Consider the following 19,428-nt stretch of genomic DNA (forward strand, 5'->3'; position numbering starts at 1 on the left):
GTATTAAAGATGAGTGATATTCCAAAAATACATTCTATCAATAAAACAGATAAGGAAACTTTATTGAAGTGGTATCGTCTATTGTTTTTAGGCCGTACTCTTGATGAAAAAGCTCCTAATTATCTGAAGCAGGCAATAGGCTGGTCGTATCATGCGCCAGCTGCCGGTCATGATGGAATACAATTAGCTATCGGACAGGTGTTTGATCGCAGTAAAGACCACTTGTTTCCGTATTACCGCGATTTAGTTACCAATGTTGCAGCTGGTTTAACTGCTGAAGAAATCATTTATAACGGTATTTCAAAAGATGCCGATGTAGCAGGTGGCGGACGTCATATGTCCAACCATTTTGCCAAACCTGAGTGGAACATTCATAATGTTTCATCTTGCACAGGTAACCATACCTTGCATGCAGTAGGCGTAGCACGAGCTATTAAAACCTACGAAGCTAAAGGTGTTGCCATTAGCTCGCAGGGAGAATCGTCGGTTTCGGAAGGGTATGTTTATGAGGCTATTAACGGCGCATCTAAAGAAGAATTACCGGTAATATTTGTTTTCCAGGATAATGGATATGGTATTTCTGTTCCTAAAAAGGATCAAACCGCTAACCGTAAGGTAGCTCGTAACTTCGAAGGTTTCAAGCATCTACGCATTATGTATTGTAATGGTAAAGATGTATTTGATTCGATGAACACCATGGCGGAAGCCAGCAAGTGGGCCGAAGAAAATCAGAAACCTGTAATTGTACATGCTAATTGTGTGCGTATTCATTCACATAGTAATTCCGATCGTCATGAATTATATCGCGATGATAACGAATTGGGTTATGTAAAGGAATACGATCCAATTGCAAAATACAAGAGATTATTAATACGCTATAACAGAGCAACAGAAGAGGAACTTTCAGCTATTGAAAAGGAAGTGGCTGATGAAGTTAAAGTGGCTCATCGTAAGGGGATGGCTGCACCGCATCCAACACCTGAGTCAGCAAATGACTTTGTGATTCCGGAACCTTATGTTTCTAGCAAATATCCGGATGGTACACATAATCAGGATGGTGAACCCATGAAATTGATTCAGGGTTTGAATGAAACATTGAAGGCTGAATTCAGAAAAAATCCGGATACTTACCTGTGGGGACAAGATATTGCCAACAAAGATAAAGGCGGAATCTTTAATGTTTCTAAAGGTATGCAGCAGGAGTTTGGTAAGAAACGTGTATTTAATGCTCCTATTGCTGAGGACTTTATTATGGGTACGGCCAATGGAATGGTTCGCTATAATAAAAATATTAGAGTAGTTGTTGAAGGTGCTGAGTTTGCCGATTATTTCTGGCCGGCAATGGAGCAGTTTGTTGAAACAACTCATGAATATTGGAGAACTAAAGGACAGTTTTCACCAAATATTACAGTTCGTCTGGCTTCTGGAGGTTACATTGGTGGAGGATTATATCACTCTCAGAACATTGAGGGTGCTTTAACAACCTTCCCGGGTGTACGCGTGGTTTATCCTTCATTTGCTGATGATGCAGCTGGATTGTTGCGAACTTCAATGCGATCGGAAGGCATGACTATGTTTATGGAGCCTAAGGCTTTATATAATGCTCCTAAAGCCGCAACTCCAATTCCTGATGATTTTGAAGTTCCATTCGGAAAAGCACGTGTTCGTCGTGAAGGTACTGATTTAAGTATTTTTACATACGGTAATACTACACATATGTGTCTGGAGGCTGCCGAAAAATTAGAGAAAGAAGGATTTGGCAGTGTTGAAGTTGTTGACTTAAGATCATTATCACCGTTGGATAATGAAACCATTCTAGAATCAGTAAAGAAAACTTCAAGAGCCCTGGTTGTTCACGAGGATAAAGTATTTGCCGGTTTTGGTGGTGAAGTTGCATCACTCATTAACACCGATGGTTTTGAATATTTAGATGCACCGGTTCGTCGGGTTGGTTCAAGCTTTACTCCGGTTGGTTTTAACCGTACATTGGAAGCTGCTATTTTGCCCAACACTGATAAAATATTTGATGCAGCTAAAGATTTGTTAGCATATTAATATCTAAGCAACTTAATTATGAAAAATACTGGAATATTTTATAGTTTTCGTTCGGTAAAGACCGGACAACAAGTAAAGAAAATTCTCAAGTTGTTAGGTACAGATAATGTTACAGCTGTAGATGTTGATGTAGCTACAGGCGAGGATTTTATGAAATATACCAATTATATATTGGCAGTGCCAACCTGGTTTGATGGCGAATTGCCAACTTATTGGGATGAATTTTTACCTTCAATAGAAGATGAAAGTTTGAAAGGAAAACGATTTGCAATTTTCGGAGGTGGTGATCAGAAGGGATACACTGAGAATTTCGTTGATGGCATTGGTCTAATGGCTGAATTCCTGGAAGAACGAACAGGAAAAATTGTTGGATTTACATCCACTGAAGGATACGAATTTGAAGGCAGTAAAGCTCAACGTGGAGATCAATTTGTTGGCCTAGCTTTGGACATTGAAAACCAAGCGGCTTTAAGTAATGAACGAATTGAAGCCTGGGTTGAGACTTTAAAGAAAGAATTTGCCTAACTGGAATAGTTTTAGATTAATTATACTTAAGGGATGGACAATTGTTCATCCCTTTTTTATTGAAGTAAATGCTCAATAAGTATTTTAATACCTATTCCTATTAAAAGAATACCTCCAATAATTTCCATCTTATTTCTGAAGATACTACCTAATTTCCAGCCGATTGCAATTCCTAAATGCGAGAATATAAAGGTGACTATACCAATAACAATAGCTGGCATCACAATATCCACATTTAATAAAGAGAAACTAATTCCAACCGCCAGTGCATCTATACTGGTTGCAATAGCAAGCATGGTAATTGTTTTGTTATTATAGGCATTTACAAATGGAGCTGATTCGTTATATTGAAAAGCTTCGTACAACATCTTGCCGCCAATAAATAGAAGTAAGGCAAAAACCACCCAATGATCATAGGCACTAATAGCATCTGCAAATGATTGGCCAAGAGCCCAACCAATAACTGGCATTATTCCCTGAAAGAATGCAAACAATAAGCAAACCTTGCCAACAGGATTAAATTTTATTTTTTTAATAGATAAACCTACAGTTATTGAAACCGCAAATGAATCCATTGCTAAAGCAACTGCTAAAAGCAATAACGACAAAAACTCCATAAAAACAATTTGGTCGCAAAAATACACTTTTTGAATTAAGATGAAAAAAGGAACAAATGGCCATTTTTAATTAACAATAATTAATGTGATTTCCTTATCATATATACACAAACATTTATTGTCATCAAGTAATTTTAAAAAGTTGATTTTCCTCTAATTCCATACATCTTACCAATCTATATAGTCATTATTGAAAAATATTGGACTAATTTATTACAAATGTCATTAGTAAACAGAGTAGGAGATGTTACATATATAATTACAAATGTGATACATTAAAAAAACACTACTTAGGAAATAGTTACAAATATAAATTACAAGTGTAACTAATTACAATCAATCAGTACTCCTTCATGAAAGTTAAAAATAGTTCTATACTAAACATTAAATCAGGTATTTATATGGTTCATTTGTATTAATAAGTTAATAAATATGAATACACCTGTAATAACCACTCAAAACAGGGCTTAAATACTTTATAATATTCATCTTAAATGATTGATAACCAAATATTTTACATGTTTACTTGAAGTAATTATTAATATTAACCATAAGCTACTGAATATCAAAGTATAGCTAACCAATCAATTGTGAATCATTTAAATATATAGGCTAAGATATAGTTTTTGAAACGAATTATTAAAATGCATTAATACAGTAATTTAACAATTATTAATGAAAGTAATTTATGAAGAAGCTAAAGTGTATTAATTTATTATATTGAAATTGAAGAGTAGTATAGATACATTTGTTAATAACGCCAACAGTTAATATACAACTGTAATCATCTTTTTATTTGGAAATTTGAGACTGATAGGTTACATTTGTATTTTACTTGTGTAATCAAATAAATAATACACTTGTAACTTACATATGTTCCTTATTTACATCACTAAATATTAATGAAAGAACGATTAGAAGCAATCCTTAAGCATGAGAAGTTAACTCCATCCAGGTTAGCTGATATTATTGGAGTTCAACGCTCAGGTATTTCGCATATCATGTCAGGTAGAAATAAACCGGGATTAGACTTTCTTTCAAAGCTAATCACTCATTTTCCACATATAAATGGCGATTGGTTAATTACAGGCCAAGGTTCAATGCTTAAAAATGCCACAAAAACGGTTTCAGAAGCACAAATGACTATTCCTATACCCAAAGCGAAGGAAGAAAAGAAAGAGCCAGAAAAGCCTACCATTCGCTTTGAGAAACCTACTACATTTAATAAACCACCTAATCCACAACCCGAGTTAGATTCTATTCCACCAATTGAGAAAGGAAAGCAGATAGAGCGAATCATTGTGTTTTATACCGATAAATCTTTTTCGGAGTATAAGCCCGAGTAGTCACTGTGTTGGATTCAGTTAAAATTAAGTATCTAATTAATTTGCCTTCCTGGAGTATAAGGATAGTTAGTCGTTATTTTTTGGTATATTTGCAGCGATTTAGATTAGTTTACAAATGTAATCGATGTAAACATTCAATCATTAGATATTGCAAGTACTTAAATACATGAAGAAATACGTAGACGATTTTACTGTTATTGAAAATCAACGCCTAAATCATGAGTATGTGGTGTTGACTCTAAAGCATCCCGATCGCTTACCGCATATGATGCCTGGACAGTTTGTAGAGGTGAAGGTTGAGAACGGACCGGATACTTTCCTGAGAAGACCTATATCTATTCATGATATCGATGCTGAAAACAATACGATGAAACTATTGGTTCAGGAGATTGGTGAAGGAACGAGATTAATGGGTGCTTTAAATGAAGGTGACAAATGTAACCTGGTGTATCCACTTGGTAACTGGTTTTCTTTACCTGATAAGAAAGATGTACTGTTAGTTGGTGGTGGATGTGGTATTGCTCCTTTATTATTTATGGGACGCCATCTGAAAGCAAATGGAATTAAACCAAGATTCCTTTTAGGTGCAAGAAGTGCTGATGGACTAATTGCTATTGACGAATTTAAGAAGTTAGGTGAAGTATATACCACAACTGAGGATGGATCTGAAGGGGTGAAAGGCTTTGTTATCCACCATCCGGTTATGCGCACTCAGCAGCCTGATATAGATTGGATATACACCTGCGGTCCGGAAGCTATGATGAAAGTGGTAGCGAAATATGCTCGTAATCATGAAATAAAGTGCCAGGTTTCATTAGAAAACTCAATGGCTTGTGGCTTTGGAGCGTGTTTATGCTGTGTGGCTGAAACGCTTGATGGAAATAAATGTACATGTACAGACGGACCTGTTTTTGATTCAACTTATTTAAAATGGTAGACCTAAATATAGATTTAAACGGGTTGCAGCTTAAAAACCCGGTTATGACAGCCTCCGGAACCTTTGGATATGGTGAGGAGTTTATGGACTTTTTTGATATTGCCCGGTTGGGAGGTGTTTTAGTAAAAGGTACAACTTTAAATCATCGCGAGGGAAATCCTTATCCACGAATGGCTGAAACACCCAAAGGCATGTTAAATGCAGTAGGTCTTCAGAATAAAGGAGTACAATATTTTGCAGATACTATATATCCTCGAATTAAGGACATCAAAACCAATATGCTGGTAAACGTATCTGGCTCTACAGTTGATGAATATGTTGAAACAGCTAAAGTTGTTAACTCCTTAGAGAATATACCCGGAATTGAGTTGAATATTTCGTGTCCTAATGTAAAAGAAGGCGGTATGGCATTTGGAACCAGCTGTCCTTCGGCTGTGGCTGTAGTAACTGCAGTACGTAAGGTATATGATAAACATTTAATGGTGAAATTATCACCAAATGTTACCGATATAGCTGAAATAGCCAAGGCTGTGGAAGATAATGGTGCTGATTCTGTTTCTTTAATTAATACCCTTCTGGGAATGGCTATTAATGCTAAAACACGTCGTCCTCTCTTATCAACTATAACTGGCGGTTTATCAGGTCCAGCGGTTAAACCAATCGCTTTACGCATGGTATGGCAGGTTGCACAAGCCGTTAAAATACCTATTGTGGGTATGGGTGGTATAATGAATGCAACCGATGCTATTGAGTTTATGTTGGCTGGTGCTTCTGCTATTCAGGTTGGAACTGCCAACTTTGTAGATCCAATGGTTACCGTTAAAATAGTTGAAGGAATAGAGAAATACTGTGAAGAGAATGGATTTGAAAGTGCTTCTGAACTAATTGGTGCTATGGAAGTATAATCTAAACAAAGATATCTTTTACAAGACCGGACATTTTGTCCGGTTTTTTTATACCCTTATTAATGTATGCATATTTATACATAACATATTCACACGCCACTCCTTGGTTACATATGTAATTTACAGTTGTAATCGAAGTGTTTTTCTCCTTATTTAATTTATTAAGATATTCTAGCTATTGGTTACGAAACTAGTAGCTCTATATCTACCATATATTACAGTAGTCATTTATTTTAAATGCAATACGCTTAAGAGTGATATTCTCTATATAAAAGTATAATTGGATCAATTAGGACTTAATAGGCAACTGATTTGATAAAGATGATTAGTGCACATAAAATCATTAAAAAAGGGCATAAAAAAAAGCTCCGGAATAATTTCCGAAGCTTCTTGGTGATTCAGCTGGGGTTCGAACCCAGGACCCCATCCTTAAAAGGGATGTGCTCTACCAGCTGAGCTACTGAATCATCCTGTTTTTGCGGTTGCAAATATAGACGTTTGTACAAGACTGACCAAATAAAAATATTATAAATCTAATATTTTTTTAAGGCCTCGATTATAAATTCCTTATGATGTGTTGCTTATATTAGTCTTATTTTTTTCATAAAGGTTTACTACAGGCTTAAAATGCTTTCTTATAGTTGGCCATCTATTCGGATATTGAGATAATAACTGCAGAATACGCACCTTATTTTTCTTTAAAGCATCGCTAATGGCCGGAGCTGTGATAGCTTTGTCCATGTTTTTACCAACTTCTGCACTTGTTAAGCTATTTCCGGTATCTAATACTATTAAAGCCGATTTTTCAAGCCGGTCTAATAAATCAGAGGTTTTACCTAGTCGATTATTTAAGGCTGTGGTAGAATTGTTATCGGTTGTTCTGGCTGTTTCAATTATAAGGAAGGAAGGTTCCAGTTCAACGGTATCTCCAGGTTCAATATTATATAAGTTACAAATGTAAACAAGACTATTTTCTATAGACTTCTTTAATTGAAGAAGATTATTACATTCATTAAGTAAATTATTTTTCACTTCATCTTTAATAACATAATTAAAGCCATCTCTTTCACTTAAAATATTTATATAATCATCCAGCCAGTAATTATTCCATTTTGAAAAATCTTCCTTTTCTTGATTAATATCGTACTGCTTGGATCTCAGAAGCTTTTGTGTTGTTTCTCTGAATTGAATTGTTTCCGAAACATGATGCAAATAATTTGAAACAGTGTTATGGGTAAAATTTTTAGCTAATCGGCCTATGATTGCCTTCTCCGAAGTCGAATAACTCTCCTTACTTTCTGAGATTCCAAAATTACTTTTATTGTCTCTAAAGAATAAGTAAAAATGTGCAGGCGTATTGTTGCTTCCTATTCTTTGATTGACATGAAGTACCAGGTAATTGGACTCAGTAAATAAATCTAGTTGACCAATTGAAGTTTGCTCTTGAGAAATGAATGGTAAAAGCTTTGCGCTAAGCCACTGGAAACCCTTATTAGTTTTTGCCTCATTTAATAAATACGATTGAGTTTCTGCACTAATATCCAGCATCTCATCATCATTGTGTCGAAGCCATTCCATTCCTTGATAGGCTTTACCAGCTTCATTTGACCAAAATCCAAAAATACGATCAATACCATCCATAAAAAATGGCCATTGCTTCATTAGGTGCAATGCACATTTAATGATTATATGCTGATCTGGTTTAAAAGGCATATGATGGTATACTTAATTAAGCAAATTTATAAATATTAAGCCAAAAATTAAGTATTTAATTAAGCTTAATTTTAAATTAAGCGGAAATTTAACTTAAATAAATCGCTTAATAAAGTTCTTATATATTTATATATCAGTGTAATATTGCAATTGATATTCCATTTTTAGAAAAAGTGAATCTCGTATATTTTTCGCCCAATATTAAAAATAATTAAGCAATGGAACAGTTTATTTTAAGCAGAATTGAATGGCTTACAGAATGGTTTATGCAACTATTCTTCGATCCTATGTACTTTTATCAGCCTGAGGTAGTACCTGCAAAATCGGAAATTACAGAAAGTGTAACGGATAATCTTTTATATAAACAAAGGCGCAGTTTTTCCTTTAGAAGGTTGAAATCCTTATTATTGGATATTATTGACATTCTAAAAGTTCGAATAAAACGATTCCCGGATGTGCTTTTAGTTTGGAAAATGGATTTTAGTAAATTGGTAAGTTGGTTAAAGCATTCAGCTTATACTGTAGAAGAAAAAATAAAAAGCACCTTGAACAAAGTCCAAAGTGCTATTGATATTTTTTGGAATGAAATAAGCTTAGGCTTTTAGTGATTCTTTCATGTGTACCATTTTAATAGCTGTAATCGCTCCTTCATCTCCTTTATTACCATGTTTACCTCCAGCTCGATCTATAGCTTGTTGCTGATCTGAGGTGGTTAAAACACCAAAAATAAAAGGAATTGGATACTGCAGGTTTAATTGTGTAATGCCTTGCGTTACTCCTGAACATACATAATCAAAATGAGGCGTGTCGCCCTGAATTACGCATCCCAGGCAAATTACAGCATCTACATCGGTTAATTCGGCCAGGTATTTGGCACCGGCAGTTAATTCAAAGCTTCCGGGTACATATTTTTTAATGATGTTTTCTTTACTTGCACCATTTTTAATTAATGTATCGTATGCACCGTTATAAAGAGCTTCTGTAATTTCGGTATTCCATTCAGATACAACAATGCCAAATTTCATTGACTCGGCAGATGGAACATCTTCAATATTATAATCTGATAAATTTTTTAAACTTGTTGCCATTGCTTTTAATTTTTCTACAAAAATAAAAGAGGTTGCCGACAGTATCAAGCAACCTCTTATAAATAAGCTTTATATTTTCTTACTTCAATTCAGCTCTTGTGATGTACTTGTCAATCTGACGAGCTTCAGTAGAAGTTTTGTATTCGTCTTTGATGGTAGTGTATGCTTTAACAGCCTCATCTTTGTTGTTGGCAGCTTCATATGCAACACCTAACTTCATTAAATAAGTTGGAGCAGTTAAACTATTCTTAAATGAAGCAGCTTTTTTGTATTGGCTGATAGCTTTTTCGGTTTGTCCTAACTCCATATAAGCATCTCCCATAGCACCGGCAGCTGTCGCAGCAATCATTTCATCATCAGTTGAAAAATCACCTAAATAAGAAATGGCTTCATCAAAATTACCTAAGTGTAAATTAGATACTCCTACATAAAAGGCAGAAAGCTTACCCGCTTTTGTTGAACCGTATTCATCCATAATTTCAATAAATCCAGGATTAATACCGTCGCCGTTTAAAGCTAATTTAAAACTGTCTTGCTCAAAGTATTGCTGAGCATAAAATATTTGTTTCTGAGCATTGTTTTCCAGTGGCTGGAAATACAATTTTGAAAGACCATAATAACCTGCTACAATGGCAATAACTACCAATGCTACTGTTGTAAGGATGTTTTGGTTCTCCTCAATAAAATGCTCTGTTTTACTCAATGCACTCTCAACGTGTTCCAGATTTTCATCTGCATGAGCGCCCTTTTGTTGCTTTGACATATTTTGCGTTTATTTTATTCGAAACGCAAATGTAATTCTTTTAACAAAAAAACAAAAGGTCGATTCTTATATTTATAGCAGTGTTGATAAAAAAATACCCTTAAACAGAAAAATTAGATGCGTGGGTAAAAAGCTATCATTACTTTTGTGATAAATTATATGGTTCATGCACATCAAGCATTTAAATCTTGTAAATTTTAAAAATATACCTCAGGCTGAAATTGAATTTTCAGATGGAATAAACTGTATGGTAGGTCATAACGGTGCTGGCAAAACCAATATATTGGATGCCTTGTATTATCTTTCGTTTTGCAAAAGCTACTTTAATTCCATTGACAGTCAAAATATTCTGCATGGGCAGGAGTTTATGGTGGTTCAAGGTCAGTATTTCAGGCACGATGAAGATGAACATATTTATTGTGGTTTAAAAAAGGCACAGAAAAAGCATTTTAAGCGTAATAAAAAGGAGTATAGCAAATTATCTGATCACATTGGTTTTTTACCACTAGTGATGATTTCACCATCAGACGAGCAATTGATAAACGATGGGAGTGATTTACGTCGAAAATACATTGATGGTGTTATCTCGCAATACGATAAACCTTATCTCGACGATTTATTGCGATACAATCGTTCGTTGCAGCAGCGCAATGCCACATTAAAATCGATGAAGGAGAGTGGTAGCCGTAATATGGAAATGCTAGAGCTTTGGGATGAACAGATTTCGGTATTGGCCGATAAAATATATATTAAGCGCAGTACTTTTATAAAGGAATTAGTTGCGGTATTTCAAAAACACTATGCTTATGTTTCGGCTGGTAATGAAGAAATATCGTTGGGGTACTCTTCTCATCTGAAAGAAGGAGATTTAAAAACACAATTGATTGAAGCTCGTCAGAAAGATTTAATTTTAGGTTATACCACCAAAGGCATTCATAAAGATGATTTGGAGATGATGTTATCCGATTTTCCTATTAAAAAGATAGCATCGCAAGGGCAGAAGAAAACTTTTTTGATTGCATTAAAGCTTGCCCAATACGAATTTATTCAGCGACACAACGGAATTAAACCTATTCTGTTATTGGATGATATTTTTGATAAGCTCGATCATCAGCGTAGTGGTCGCTTGCTTCAATTGGTGAGTAAAGATATGTTTAACCAGATTTTTATCACACACACAAGTGCTGAAACCCTTTTAGAAACAGTGAAGCAGACAGGTAAAAGTTATAAAATGTTTAACGTTGAAGCCGGTCAGGTTCAAGAAATCAATTGATAAAAATGAAACGTAAAGCAGTTCAACCCATTAGCGATATATTAAAAGAGTATCTAAAGGAAAAGAAGCTGAATCAAGGTTTATTAGAGAATCGTGCCATTCAGTATTGGGAGAAAGTTCTTGGACCTTCAGTTGCCCGTTCTACCCGCAGAATATATATGTATCAGGGAACTTTATATGTTGAGCTAAATTCCAGCGTGTTACGCAATGAACTGTTGATGTGGAAAGATCGAATCATAATCAACCTTAATCAAGCCATTGGCGACGAGGTGGTGATGGATCTGGTTTTAAAATAATGAACTGTTAGGTAAAAGCCTTCTCAATAGTTTTAAAAATAATATCAAGATTAAAAGGCTTTTTTAGGTAATCGGTAATTAACCCTGTTTCAATGGCTTTTTTAATATCATTGTTTAACTCATAGCCTGATATTATATAATATAGCTTGTCATCAAATGATTTTTTTGCTTTTGAAATAAATTCAACTCCATTCATTTCCGGCATTTTTAGATCACTAAAAACCAGTTTTATGTCCGGTTTTTTATGCAGAGCCTCAAGGGCATCAATACCTGAAATAGCCGTAATAACCTCATATTTAGCTCCAATTAACTTACTAAAAAGTAATAAATTCATCGGTTCGTCATCAACGTAAAGTACAGATTTATTCATCATTGTTGTGCGTGCATTAATATATAGGTAAATGTATTTCAGTTTTTGTCCATTTACCAGGTTCTGAATCTATTTTAATAGATCCTTTGTGTTCTTTTATAATGTTATAACTTATAGATAATCCAAGGCCGGTGCCTTCTCCAGGTTCTTTAGTTGTATAAAATGGATCGAAAACATTTTTTAGAATATCTTTCGGAATTCCCTCGCCATTATCAATAACCTGAACGTTTACATATTTATTGTCAGCACTTGTATTAATTTTTATTTCTGCCAATTCATGATTAGCTGCTTGTAATGAGTTATTAATGATATTTAATAATACCTGATGCAATTGACCTTCATTAGCTTGTATTTCAGGCAAACTCAAATCCAAATCTTTTATAATTTGTATGTTACCTGATACTTTGCTTTTCAACATGGTCAGGCAATTATTAATAATATTATTCACCTGGCACAAAACCCTGTCTTTATCGTTTCTACGTGAATAATGATTTAAACTGGAAACGATATCCGAAGTTCTCCTAACACCTTCATTAATAGCATTCAGATACGTTTTAGCTTCTTCCATGTTATTAATAGAACTTTCTTCCAGAATCTGTTCGATGGCTAAGCTTCCTCCTTGAATAAAATTTAAAGGATTGTTTATTTCATGGGCTATTCCTGCAGAAAGAAATCCAAGAGATGCCATTTTTTCTGATTGAATAAGTTGCTGTTGTGTTGTATGTAGGTTAGTTAAGGTTTTCTGAAGATCTTTTTTCTGATCTTTTAATTGTTTATTGGCTCGCTTCAATTCTTCATTGCGCACATTTAGTTCTGAGGTTCTCTGTTCAACAAGAATTTCAAGATTTTCTTTATGAATCGACAGTTCTTCTTTGATGTTATTCTGCTCAGTAATATCAACAAAAGTGTTTAATATCAAGTCACCATCTTTATATTTAAACTTCAGGCATGAGTATAGGAAATGCTTTTTATTTCCTTTTTTATCATATAAAGATGTTTCAACATTATCAACGCGATTATTTTTCAACATTGAGTCTTCAATCATCGAGGAATCTTCATCCTTTACTATAAAACCTAATTCTTTGGGTGTTTTGTTCAATACTTCATCTGCAGTAACTTTAAACGTTTTACAATAGGAATTATTGACAATAATATGCTTTAGGTCTTTATCAGTAACACTTATTGGGTAGGGTGCAAGATTTAATAACGTTTCAAACAAATGTTCACTTTCTTTTAAAGCTTCGGTAGTTTCTTTTAATTCTGTTATATTAATAAGACTACCCATAACTGCAGGTCGCCCTTTATATTGCATAACAGTTCCTAGTACCTGAACATAAACAATTGAATCATCCTTTTTTAGTCCTTTAAATTCGTATTTAAGCAATGATGCCTTACCTGTTAATCTTTTTTCTAAATTTCCGGCTACCTTACTCTTATCATCATCATGTACCAATAAAGCTGGATCTATATTGTTGATTATTTCATGAGGTTGATATCCAAAAATTTCGCAAAAATAATTGTTGGCATATTTGAATCTATTATCCTGGATAAGGTAGACCCCAACCAAAGAGTTCTCTACTAAATTTCTGTATTTCTCTTCATTTTCTTGAAGATTGGATTCAATGGCGGATTGTTGAGTAATGTCTATTAATATGCCGGCTACAGCATTTTTGCCCTTATATTGTATTAGATTTCCGTACACCTTTACATGGGCAAGTGATCCATCTTTTCTAATTATTCGAAATCTATTATCTGTTGTATTCGTATTGCCCGACATTCTCTTCTTAACATACTCCTTCAGATTTGTCTCATCTGATGGAACAATAATATCCATTGTTCGCATCTGATCTACAGTTTCTTCCGATGAGTAACCAGTGATGATGCACCATCCTTTACTAACATATTTAAATTTGTTATCCTGAAGAATATAAACCCCGATTAAAGGGTTTTCGGTAATACTATTAAATAATTCGCTGTATAAAGTACGATCGCTTTTAAAATAGCGACGTAAAAAATGAAGTGATTTATTTAAAATATTGGAGTCCCGCATTAGTTTCAACTCGATTGATTTACCAAATATTAATAATACAATTATATTGAGTAAAATTCAACATGATGCATGTGCAAAACATATTGAATTGATTTCAATAATTGCTAAAACGGGGGAGGTTAGAGAATAATAAAAAGAGGATATGGAATCACATCCTCTTTCTTGAAGGTATATTATAAATACTTTTCAAGCATTTCTTTTTTACTGAAAAAGAAGGTCGATTCTCGTTCTGCACTTTCATCGCTATCAGATCCATGAATGGCATTCATTGATTTACTAATAGCAAACATTTTTCTAATGGTACCGTCAGCTGCTTCACTAGGATCGGTGCTTCCGATGATTTTTCGAAAATCGGCAACCGCATTTTCTTTTAATAAAATAGCTGCTATAATGGGACCTGAAGACATAAAATCAACCAGCTCACCAAAGAAAGGGCGTTCTTTGTGTTCGGCATAAAATTCCATTGCATCTTCTGCTGTTAATTTTACTGATTTAATAGCTGCAATTCTAAAACCGGCTTTTTCAATCATATCTATAATAGCGCCAATATGTCGGTGTTTTACAGCCCCTGGCTTAATCATTGTTAGTGTTTTTGTTCCTGCCATGTGCGTTATTTTTAAACAAAGGTTAAACTATGGATTTAGGTATTACATGAATCACTTCATTTATTCTATCTTTGTAAATCTCTAAGATAAAATAAATGATGAATATTAGTGATCAATCACAAGTAGAAATTTTTAAAAACTACATAAATAACACTCAAAAAATAGTAATTGTTCCACACAATAATCCCGATGGCGATGCTTTAGGTGCCTCACTAGGATTATACAATACCTTGGTGGAATTGGGAAAAAAAGTAAGTGTTATATCTCCTAATGAATTTCCCGATTTTTTAAATTGGATGCATGGTGTTAATGATGTTTTGATTTTTGATAAACAACAAAAAGTAGCTACCGAAATCATTGAAGATTCAGAATTGGTTATTTTTCTGGATTTTAATGCTTTATCTCGAATTAAAGTGATGCAACCTTTATTTGAAAAGGATGAAACACCTCGTATTATGATTGATCATCATCCTTTTCCGGAAGCTCAAACAGCAGAAGTTCAAATAAGTGTTCCGGAAGCATCATCAACCTGCGAATTATTATTTCATGTGCTTTCATTAAGTGGATTAAAGTCAAGTATTACAACAAAAGCAGCTGAATGCATTTATGCTGGTATAATGACTGATACAGGTTCGTTAAATTATAATTCGAGTCGACCACAAACATATCATATTGTAGCTGAATTGCTTGAGATGGGTATTGACAAGGAAAACATTCATCAAATGCTTTTCCATAATAATTCATTTGACAGGATGCGTTTGTTGGGGCATGCCTTAGGAGTAAAAATGCAACGACTACCGGAACAAAAAGCTGCATATATTGATTTAAGCAAAGAAGAATTGCAACAATTCAACTTTAAACCAGGTGATACAGAGGGATTTGTTAATCAGGCTTTGTGGATTGAAGGAGTGCAGGTTTCAGCCATGTTTACAGAGAAGAATAACATGGTTAAAATTTCTTTTCGATCGAGAAATGGCTTTCCTGCCAATGCTTTTAGTGAAAAGTATTTTGGAGGAGGCGGACATTTTAATGCTGCCGGTGGTGAATCTAAATTGTCATTGGAAGAAACTCTCAAGAGGTTTAAACTTGTGTTAAAAGAATTTTGTGACGAAAATGGATTTTAAATTTCATAAGAAAATAAAAATAGGAGCTACGCTGATACTATTTATAGTTAGCGTTCAATTCTTTTCGTCATGTGGAAATGATAAAAAGAAAAGAAAAGTTGTTGTGACCAAAGAAATGATAATGGATCACAATAGAAAATTACTATCTCTTGAGACTGAGCTGATTCAAAAATATTTGAATGAAAACAATATTGAAATGCAGCAAAGTCCAACCGGATTATGGTATACTATTCTTTCTGATTCTATAGGATCCAATGCTAAAAAGGAGCAATTAGTTTATCTCGACTATACCATATCTTTACTGGATGGAACACTCTGTTACTCTGCTGAAAAAGATGGAGTTTGGACTATTGTTGTTGGTAAGGGAGACGTTGAGTCTGCTGTTCAGGAAGCTCTTTTATTATTGAGTGAAGGGGACAGTATTCAAATGATAGCACCTCCGCATTTGGCGTTTGGATTGGCTGGTGATGGAGACAAAGTTCCTGGTCAGAGTATTTTATTATACAATATGAAGGTGTTACGAATTAAGAATGTTGAGTAATTTTATGACAAAGAAATTTAAGGTTTGAAGATTGCTTAAAAATAGCTTTCTTTGCCCATGGTTACCATAGCCACTAAATGAATATTACAAATGAATAAGTCAAAACAAAATAAATTATTAAGTAATCTGTTCCTGGGATCTGCTATGCTAGTTCTCGTATCGATAGTAGGTTGTGAAACATACTCATATACAAGTCCTCAAGAGTATCTTGACAATGAGTTGAAACTACTGAATAAGTTTTACTCTCAAATTATTGATACTGTAGATAATGATATTGAAAGAACGTGGTTAGAAAAGTCAACTGCTGAGTCATTGGATACAATAGATCATAGACAAACAACAGGAATGTTGCTTTTTCATACTAAGATAGGAGAAGGTGATTCAATAAAATTATACAAAAGAGTAGGTTACAGATATACCGCATATGTAGTTGGGGCATATACTGACACTGTAGAAGTTGATGGTGAGACAATTGTAAATGATTTAACTGGGATGTTCTATTCAAGTTCAAATGAATATGCAAACGCTCCTATGTTTTATAATGCATATCCAATTACTGACTCTAATAGTGCCTATGGAACTGGAGTTCCTCTCGGAGTGAATGAAGCTATTCTTAATATGCGTTATGGTGGAGAATGTAGAGTTGTGGTGCCTTCTTCATTAAACAGCAATGTAGGTTATACAACTTACATTTACGATTTGCGAGTCACCTATTTAGAGAATTAAATTGAGAAAATTAGATATTAAAGACTGTTTTTGGCAGTCTTTTTTTTTGCCCCAAAAGCAACCTTTGCTATGAATCTGCATCTTATAAACCAGTCATTAAATTTATAAAAGCTAAATAAAAGTTAAGATGATAAAAACTAGAAATTGGGTTCTTGCATTAGTGGCATCGTTACTACTTGTTGTAACCGGATGTATGAAGGAGTATGAAACAGTACCATACACATACAGGCAACTTTGTGTAACGGCTACTTATGGCGATTTTTATATGTTTATTTCTGATTCGGGAGCAAAATTTATTACAGAGAAATTACCAGCTGATTATGAGTTTGAAGTTGATCAACGTGTAATGATATCCTTTACAGAATTTACTAAAAGTGAGGTGGAGGATTACGATTATATTTTTGAACCACTTACAGTTTCTGAAATAGCTTCATTAGATATCATTTTTATTAATGATGAAAATAAGGACACTTTGGGTAATGACGGAGTCATTCTTAACAATGCGTATGTAAGTGGTAATTACTTAAATGTTGATTTGAGTTTTGGAGCTTCAGGTACTGTTGTGCATCACTTTAATACCAGTTATGATGAAGAATTGCAATTCTCGTCTGATACATTGACTTTAACATTTCATCATAAAGATAATGATGATTTGTGGTTACAAACATTCTCAGGCTTTCTTAGCTTTGATTTAAGAAGTTTAGAAGAAAACAGACCCATGCGTCCATATGTACTAAACCTGATTAGTACCAAAACTAATGGTGAAGAGTCATCTGTTAATATAGATGTAGAATACTAAAAGAATTAAATAAATATAAAAGGGCAAAGTGATGAGTTACTTTGCCTTTTTTTATGCGCATTTGTGAGAATGTGGGTATTTTATAATGTAAACAATAGTATTCTCATGTATATGTTTGTTTTAAATGATTGTTTAATAGGTATATGTGATCTTGAAATGCTATTTGCAGATTATTTGTTTGAAATATCTGAAACTGGCAATACGTAACGTCAATTTGACTGATTTATTAATATTTTTCCTTATTTAGAATCAATATACGGATAGTTTAAGAATCATTTTGGTATTTTTCGAATCTTGAATACAAGCTATTTAATTTAAAGTTAACAAAGGTGTCTGTTTGAGAGAGGGCACGGTAAATTAATAACCTTTATAAGTATTAAAAAAACTATTATGAATCAGCGTAAGAATTATGCTTTGCCAATAGTAATGATGATTTTACTATTTGGTATGATTTCGTTTGTTACCAATTTAGCCGCCCCTATGGGGGTTGTCGTGAAGTCACAGTTTCAGGCTTCAAATTTTCTAGGAATGTTGGGTAATTTTGCCAACTTTCTTGCCTATGCATTTATGGGTATACCTGCTGGTAAATTATTAGAGAAAATAGGCTACAAAAAAACCGCGTTAATAGGTATTGTTGTTGGATTTGTTGGTGTAGGTATTCAGTACATGTCAGGTATAGCTGAAAGCTTCTTGGTGTATTTGTTGGGTGCCTTTATTGCAGGTTTTTCAATGTGTATCTTAAATGTGGTAGTTAACCCTATGCTTAACACTCTTGGTGGTGGCGGTAAAAAAGGAAATCAATTGTTACAGGTTGGTGCAACTTTTAACTCATTAATGGGTACTTCAGTTCCTTTATTAGTTGGTATGTTAGTTGGTGAAGTAACTAAGAATACAGCTATTAAAGATGTGAATGCGGTAATGTTTACAGCTTTAGGAATTTTTGCAATGGTGGGAATTGTATTGTCGTTTGTTAATATTCCTGAACCTCATATGAATACAGGTGAGGAAGAAAAAGAAAAATCACAGTACAGCGCCTGGTCATTTCGCCACTTTGTTTTAGGAGCCATAGGTATTGGTGTTTATGTGGGTGTAGAGGTAGGTGTTCCCGGAACTTTGAACTTCTTTTTAGCTGATGCCAATGCTGGTGGATTAGATGCTGCAACTGCCGGAACTGTAGCTGCAACTTATTGGTTGTTAATGCTAGTTGGCCGTTTTGTAGGAGCATCAATCGGGGCTTATGTTTCAAGTAAAACCATGTTAATTACAGCTTCTGCTGTAGGTATGCTTTTAGCTTTTATGGCTATTGTTTCGCCAATTACATCTACTGTTTCGATCCCGGTATTCCAGAGTTCTGCAAGTGGTTTGTCATTCGGAATGGCTAATGTACCTATCAATGCAATGTATTTAGTGTTGATTGGGTTATGTACTTCAGTTATGTGGGGTGGAATTTTTAACTTGGCTGTTGAAGGTTTAGGTAAATTTACAGCTTCAGCTTCTGGTATTTTTATGACCATGGTTGTAGGTGGCGGAATTCTACCTTTAATTCAAAATGCAGTGGCGGATAGTGTTGGTTATATGATGTCGTATTGGGTGCCATTCCTAGGATTAGCCTATTTGTTGTATTATTCATTAATAGGTAGTAAAAATGTAAATACAGATATCCCTGTAGAATAATATTAAATCAAGCAATAAAAC

The 19,428-nt window shown here is 34.2% G+C and carries 20 protein-coding genes and 1 tRNA gene; 13 read left to right on the plus strand and 8 right to left on the minus strand.

The features are described from left to right. Positions 1-9 precede the first annotated feature (9 nt). Together KEM10_RS04385 and KEM10_RS04390 are read left to right on the plus strand one after the other, a co-directional pair. The gene (locus KEM10_RS04385) at positions 10-2,055 is read left to right on the plus strand and encodes an alpha-ketoacid dehydrogenase subunit alpha/beta (protein ID WP_212213998.1); all 2,046 of its coding nucleotides are present in this window, start codon (positions 10-12) and stop codon (positions 2,053-2,055) included. A gap of 18 nt (positions 2,056-2,073) precedes the next feature. Next, positions 2,074-2,580 carry a flavodoxin gene (locus tag KEM10_RS04390; protein WP_212214000.1) on the plus strand — a complete coding sequence of 169 codons (507 nt, stop codon included), beginning with the start codon at positions 2,074-2,076 and terminating at the stop codon, positions 2,578-2,580. A 56-nt stretch (positions 2,581-2,636) separates the two neighbouring features. Here KEM10_RS04390 and KEM10_RS04395 read toward each other — a convergent pair whose 3' ends face one another. Then, positions 2,637-3,197, minus strand: coding sequence for a manganese efflux pump MntP (locus KEM10_RS04395; RefSeq protein ID WP_212214002.1), 561 nt, complete (start codon positions 3,195-3,197; stop codon positions 2,637-2,639). Positions 3,198-4,099: 902 nt separating this feature from the next. On the opposite strand from KEM10_RS04395, the gene KEM10_RS04400 reads away from it, so the two are divergent. The 3 genes from KEM10_RS04400 (at position 4,100) to KEM10_RS04410 (ending at position 6,385) form a co-directional block, all read left to right on the plus strand. Further along, a complete protein-coding gene (locus tag KEM10_RS04400) occupies positions 4,100-4,543 on the plus strand; it encodes a helix-turn-helix domain-containing protein (RefSeq protein ID WP_212214004.1) in 444 nt (147 codons plus the stop codon). Between the two features lie 166 nt (positions 4,544-4,709). Next, a complete protein-coding gene (locus KEM10_RS04405; RefSeq protein ID WP_212214006.1) occupies positions 4,710-5,480 on the plus strand; it encodes a dihydroorotate dehydrogenase electron transfer subunit in 771 nt (256 codons plus the stop codon). Beyond that, a complete protein-coding gene (locus KEM10_RS04410) occupies positions 5,474-6,385 on the plus strand; it encodes a dihydroorotate dehydrogenase (RefSeq protein ID WP_212214008.1) in 912 nt (303 codons plus the stop codon). Before KEM10_RS04405 ends, KEM10_RS04410 begins: the two co-directional genes overlap by 7 nt. Positions 6,386-6,776: 391 nt before the next feature. On the opposite strand, the gene KEM10_RS04415 is transcribed toward KEM10_RS04410, so the two are convergent. Both KEM10_RS04415 and KEM10_RS04420 read right to left on the minus strand, forming a co-directional pair. Beyond that, a tRNA-Lys gene (locus KEM10_RS04415) sits at positions 6,777-6,852 on the minus strand. 100 nt (positions 6,853-6,952) lie between these two features. Continuing rightward, positions 6,953-8,047: a hypothetical protein gene (locus KEM10_RS04420; protein ID WP_212214011.1), complete on the minus strand. Its 1,095-nt coding sequence runs from the start codon at positions 8,045-8,047 to the stop codon at positions 6,953-6,955. A gap of 269 nt (positions 8,048-8,316) precedes the next feature. On the opposite strand from KEM10_RS04420, the gene KEM10_RS04425 reads away from it, so the two are divergent. Further along, positions 8,317-8,703: a hypothetical protein gene (locus KEM10_RS04425; RefSeq protein WP_212214014.1), complete on the plus strand. Its 387-nt coding sequence runs from the start codon at positions 8,317-8,319 to the stop codon at positions 8,701-8,703. Here KEM10_RS04425 and ribH read toward each other — a convergent pair. Both ribH and KEM10_RS04435 read right to left on the minus strand, forming a co-directional pair. Further along, positions 8,692-9,186: a 6,7-dimethyl-8-ribityllumazine synthase gene (ribH, locus tag KEM10_RS04430; RefSeq protein ID WP_212214016.1), complete on the minus strand. Its 495-nt coding sequence runs from the start codon at positions 9,184-9,186 to the stop codon at positions 8,692-8,694. The genes KEM10_RS04425 and ribH overlap by 12 nt on opposite strands. 79 nt (positions 9,187-9,265) lie before the next feature. Next, on the minus strand, positions 9,266-9,949 hold the full coding sequence (locus KEM10_RS04435; protein ID WP_212214019.1) for a tetratricopeptide repeat protein: 684 nt from the start codon (positions 9,947-9,949) through the stop codon (positions 9,266-9,268). Between the two features lie 166 nt (positions 9,950-10,115). Here KEM10_RS04435 and recF point away from each other — a divergent pair, with 166 nt between their 5' ends. Both recF and KEM10_RS04445 read left to right on the plus strand, forming a co-directional pair. Continuing rightward, complete coding sequence (gene recF / locus KEM10_RS04440) at positions 10,116-11,222, plus strand: DNA replication/repair protein RecF (RefSeq protein WP_212214021.1); 1,107 nt, start codon at positions 10,116-10,118, stop codon at positions 11,220-11,222. A 5-nt stretch (positions 11,223-11,227) separates the two neighbouring features. After that, positions 11,228-11,518 carry a DUF721 domain-containing protein gene (locus KEM10_RS04445; protein WP_212214023.1) on the plus strand — a complete coding sequence of 97 codons (291 nt, stop codon included), beginning with the start codon at positions 11,228-11,230 and terminating at the stop codon, positions 11,516-11,518. Positions 11,519-11,525: 7 nt separating this feature from the next. On the opposite strand, the gene KEM10_RS04450 is transcribed toward KEM10_RS04445, so the two are convergent. The 3 genes from KEM10_RS04450 to ndk form a co-directional block, all read right to left on the minus strand. After that, entirely contained in the window at positions 11,526-11,891 is a 366-nt protein-coding gene (locus KEM10_RS04450; RefSeq protein ID WP_212214025.1) for a response regulator, read from the minus strand. Positions 11,892-11,904: 13 nt separating this feature from the next. Beyond that, positions 11,905-13,938 (minus strand): PAS domain S-box protein, encoded by a 2,034-nt coding sequence (locus KEM10_RS04455; protein ID WP_244825572.1) that lies wholly within the window; start codon positions 13,936-13,938, stop codon positions 11,905-11,907. A gap of 173 nt (positions 13,939-14,111) precedes the next feature. Beyond that, positions 14,112-14,543 carry a nucleoside-diphosphate kinase gene (gene ndk / locus KEM10_RS04460; RefSeq protein WP_212214028.1) on the minus strand — a complete coding sequence of 144 codons (432 nt, stop codon included), beginning with the start codon at positions 14,541-14,543 and terminating at the stop codon, positions 14,112-14,114. Positions 14,544-14,638: 95 nt separating this feature from the next. Here ndk and KEM10_RS04465 point away from each other — a divergent pair, with 95 nt between their 5' ends. The 5 genes from KEM10_RS04465 to KEM10_RS04485 all read left to right on the plus strand — a co-directional run bounded on the left by KEM10_RS04465 (position 14,639) and on the right by KEM10_RS04485 (position 19,407). Beyond that, on the plus strand, positions 14,639-15,667 hold the full coding sequence (locus KEM10_RS04465; RefSeq protein WP_212214029.1) for a DHH family phosphoesterase: 1,029 nt from the start codon (positions 14,639-14,641) through the stop codon (positions 15,665-15,667). Next, positions 15,657-16,208 (plus strand): FKBP-type peptidyl-prolyl cis-trans isomerase, encoded by a 552-nt coding sequence (locus tag KEM10_RS04470; RefSeq protein ID WP_212214030.1) that lies wholly within the window; start codon positions 15,657-15,659, stop codon positions 16,206-16,208. Before KEM10_RS04465 ends, KEM10_RS04470 begins: the two co-directional genes overlap by 11 nt. 90 nt (positions 16,209-16,298) lie before the next feature. Next, on the plus strand, positions 16,299-16,934 hold the full coding sequence (locus KEM10_RS04475; RefSeq protein ID WP_212214032.1) for a hypothetical protein: 636 nt from the start codon (positions 16,299-16,301) through the stop codon (positions 16,932-16,934). A 127-nt stretch (positions 16,935-17,061) separates the two neighbouring features. Then, positions 17,062-17,733: a NigD1/NigD2 family lipoprotein gene (locus KEM10_RS04480; protein WP_212214035.1), complete on the plus strand. Its 672-nt coding sequence runs from the start codon at positions 17,062-17,064 to the stop codon at positions 17,731-17,733. A 390-nt stretch (positions 17,734-18,123) separates the two neighbouring features. Then, positions 18,124-19,407 carry an MFS transporter gene (locus KEM10_RS04485; RefSeq protein WP_212214038.1) on the plus strand — a complete coding sequence of 428 codons (1,284 nt, stop codon included), beginning with the start codon at positions 18,124-18,126 and terminating at the stop codon, positions 19,405-19,407. The last annotated feature ends 21 nt before the right edge of the window (positions 19,408-19,428 follow it).

The sequence above is a fragment of the Carboxylicivirga linearis genome, from assembly GCF_018271995.1.
Lineage (GTDB): Bacteria > Bacteroidota > Bacteroidia > Bacteroidales > Marinilabiliaceae > Carboxylicivirga > Carboxylicivirga linearis.